Source organism: Novosphingobium sp. BW1 (genome assembly GCF_008107685.1).
Lineage (GTDB): Bacteria > Pseudomonadota > Alphaproteobacteria > Sphingomonadales > Sphingomonadaceae > Novosphingobium.
In genome coordinates this window covers 2,501-6,166 of sequence record NZ_VIRF01000097.1, presented here as the reverse complement: position 1 = coordinate 6,166, position 3,666 = coordinate 2,501, and the positions used below count along the sequence as shown (strand labels likewise).

Below are 3,666 nucleotides of genomic sequence, written 5' to 3'. Positions count from 1 at the left end.
AAAAAAGGGTTTGACCGAATCGCGGGGTCCGCTTAGAGGGCCTCTCACCGCAGCGAAGCACGCCGCCAAACACGGCGCTTTGGGGTGGTCGCCACGATAGACGGACAGCTTGTTCCCCGGGTCTTTAGGAAGCGGGGATGGATGGTTGTCCGGTTGTTTCTGTCTTTGGACGGGCGTGGTTGGATCTTTGACATTGTTGGTTTTTAGATGAAGGGACATGTGGGCGACGGCGCCTGCGCCTTGGGAGCTTCGGGCTCTATGGTGCAGTTTAAAACAAGCCGATGCCTTATATGTCCTTCGTTTCCATACGTTTGACAAGTGCAGGTATCGGCTCCCGAAGGTTTCGATGTTTGCGGCTGGCAAGGCTTAGGCTTTGTGCCGTGAATATTGTTTCACAAACTTGAGAGTTTGATCCTGGCTCAGAACGAACGCTGGCGGCATGCCTAACACATGCAAGTCGAACGAGCCCTTCGGGGTTAGTGGCGCACGGGTGCGTAACACGTGGGAATCTGCCTCTTGGTTCGGAATAACAGTGAGAAATTACTGCTAATACCGGATGATGACTTCGGTCCAAAGATTTATCGCCAAGAGATGAGCCCGCGCAGGATTAGGTAGTTGGTGGGGTAAAGGCCTACCAAGCCGACGATCCTTAGCTGGTCTGAGAGGATGATCAGCCACACTGGGACTGAGACACGGCCCAGACTCCTACGGGAGGCAGCAGTGGGGAATATTGGACAATGGGCGAAAGCCTGATCCAGCAATGCCGCGTGAGTGATGAAGGCCTTAGGGTTGTAAAGCTCTTTTACCAGGGATGATAATGACAGTACCTGGAGAATAAGCTCCGGCTAACTCCGTGCCAGCAGCCGCGGTAATACGGAGGGAGCTAGCGTTGTTCGGAATTACTGGGCGTAAAGCGCGCGTAGGCGGTTACTCAAGTCAGAGGTGAAAGCCCGGGGCTCAACCCCGGAACTGCCTTTGAAACTAGGTGACTAGAATCTTGGAGAGGTCAGTGGAATTCCGAGTGTAGAGGTGAAATTCGTAGATATTCGGAAGAACACCAGTGGCGAAGGCGACTGACTGGACAAGTATTGACGCTGAGGTGCGAAAGTGTGGGGAGCAAACAGGATTAGATACCCTGGTAGTCCACACCGTAAACGATGATAACTAGCTGTCCGGGTTCTTGGAATTTGGGTGGCGCAGCTAACGCATTAAGTTATCCGCCTGGGGAGTACGGTCGCAAGATTAAAACTCAAAGGAATTGACGGGGGCCTGCACAAGCGGTGGAGCATGTGGTTTAATTCGAAGCAACGCGCAGAACCTTACCAGCGTTTGACATCCTCATCGCGATTTCCAGAGATGGATTTCTTCAGTTCGGCTGGATGAGAGACAGGTGCTGCATGGCTGTCGTCAGCTCGTGTCGTGAGATGTTGGGTTAAGTCCCGCAACGAGCGCAACCCTCATCCTTAGTTGCCAGCATTTAGTTGGGCACTCTAAGGAAACTGCCGGTGATAAGCCGGAGGAAGGTGGGGATGACGTCAAGTCCTCATGGCCCTTACACGCTGGGCTACACACGTGCTACAATGGCGGTGACAGTGGGCAGCAAGTGCGCGAGCACAAGCTAATCTCCAAAAGCCGTCTCAGTTCGGATTGTTCTCTGCAACTCGAGAGCATGAAGGCGGAATCGCTAGTAATCGCGGATCAGCATGCCGCGGTGAATACGTTCCCAGGCCTTGTACACACCGCCCGTCACACCATGGGAGTTGGTTTCACCCGAAGGTAGTGTGCTAACCGCAAGGAGGCAGCTAACCACGGTGGGATCAGCGACTGGGGTGAAGTCGTAACAAGGTAGCCGTAGGGGAACCTGCGGCTGGATCACCTCCTTTCTAAGGATTGAAACGAAAGCGTCCTGGCTTGACCGGGAAAGAGCTTCGCTTCTTCCAAAGAACATGCCGTCGTCCTCATGTCCCTTCATCACTGGAGATAACGCTCAAATGAGCGTTGTACGCCTGAGCTGGCTCACGCCGCCCGCGGCCCATAGGGTCAGCGATGGCAGGCACGTGGGCCTGTAGCTCAGTTGGTTAGAGCGCACCCCTGATAAGGGTGAGGTCAGTGGTTCGAATCCACTCAGGCCCACCACGTGTATACGGCTTTAGGGGCCTTAGCTCAGCTGGGAGAGCGGTTGCTTTGCAAGCATCAGGTCATCGGTTCGATCCCGATAGGCTCCACCAGCCGTACACACGAGACGTACTCCAGCGATGAAGCGAAACAGTTCCGGCCTTTGGGCCGGTCAGGCGGGATTTGCCCGCAGATCTTTGACATTGTGAATGGGTTTTTTAATCGATGCCGTGGCGCATGGATTATCCAGACGTTGGGTAATCAACCATGCGTTACAACAGATTTTATTATCTGGCTGAGATAATCGTCCATACCTGGCACGACGCAGTCTCTATGCAGGGCTGTCGTTGATGGTGTGGATTCTCAAGCGTGAGGTAAGAGCATCTGGTGGATGCCTTGGCATGTACAGGCGATGAAGGACGTGGCACGCTGCGATAAGCGTCGGGGAGTTGTGAGCAAACTTTGATCCGGCGATTTCCGAATGGGGAAACCCACCTTCACCATTTCTCTCGATGGGCAGCTTGCTGCCACTTGAGTGAGGTGGATAAGGTATCACCGAGCTGAATACATAGGCTTGGTGAAGCGAACCTGGTGAACTGAAACATCTAAGTAACCAGAGGAAAAGACATCAACCGAGATTCCGTTAGTAGTGGCGAGCGAACGCGGACCAGGCCAGTGCCTGAGACTAAACTAGCAGAACACTTTGGAAAGAGTGGCCATAGCGGGTGACAGCCCCGTATGCAAAAGTGAGGTTCCAGGACTTGAGTAGGGCGGGACACGTGAAATCCTGTCTGAACATGGGGGGACCACCCTCCAAGCCTAAATACTCGTACATGACCGATAGCGAACCAGTACCGTGAGGGAAAGGTGAAAAGCACCCCGATGAGGGGAGTGAAACAGTACCTGAAACCGGATGCTTACAAGCAGTTGGAGCCCCATAGGGGGTGACAGCGTACCTCTTGCATAATGGGTCAGTGACTTAATGTACCATGCAAGCTTAAGCCGTTAGGTGTAGGCGCAGCGAAAGCGAGTCTGAACAGGGCGACTGAGTATGGTGTATTAGACCCGAAACCCGGCGATCTAGGCATGACCAGGTTGAAGGTGCGGTAACACGCACTGGAGGACCGAACCGTTGAATGTTGAAAAATTCTCGGATGAGTTGTGTTTAGGGGTGAAAGGCCAATCAAGCCGGGAAATAGCTGGTTCTCCGCGAAATCTATTGAGGTAGAGCGTCGAATGTATGCCGTTGGGGGTAGAGCACTGGATGGATGCGGGGGTCGCGAGATCTACCAATTCTAACCAAACTCCGAATACCAACGAGTCTTGTTCGGCAGACAGACGGCGGGTGCTAAGGTCCGTCGTCAAAAGGGAAACAGCCCTAACCTACAGCTAAGGTCCCCAAGTCATCACTAAGTGGGAAAGCATGTGGGAATCCCAAAACAACCAGGAGGTTGGCTTAGAAGCAGCCATCCTTTAAAGAAAGCGTAACAGCTCACTGGTCTAAATAAGGGTTCCTGCGGCGAAAATGTAACGGGGCTAAAGTGATGCACC

General features: G+C 53.3%; 2 tRNA genes and 2 rRNA genes (1 of these 4 running past the window's edge). All 4 read left to right on the top strand.

Annotated features, from left to right (window positions below):
* Positions 1 to 396 precede the first annotated feature (396 nt).
* Positions 397 to 1,883 (top strand): 16S ribosomal RNA (locus tag FMM79_RS19695).
* A gap of 176 nt (positions 1,884 to 2,059) precedes the next feature.
* Positions 2,060 to 2,136 (top strand) — tRNA-Ile (locus FMM79_RS19690).
* A 16-nt stretch (positions 2,137 to 2,152) separates the two neighbouring features.
* Positions 2,153 to 2,228: transfer RNA gene (locus FMM79_RS19685), tRNA-Ala, on the top strand.
* 251 nt (positions 2,229 to 2,479) lie between these two features.
* A 23S ribosomal RNA gene (locus FMM79_RS19680) occupies positions 2,480 to 3,666 on the top strand; it runs 1,605 nt beyond the window's last position.
* Together the 16S and 23S rRNA genes with 2 tRNA genes alongside form the textbook arrangement of a ribosomal RNA operon.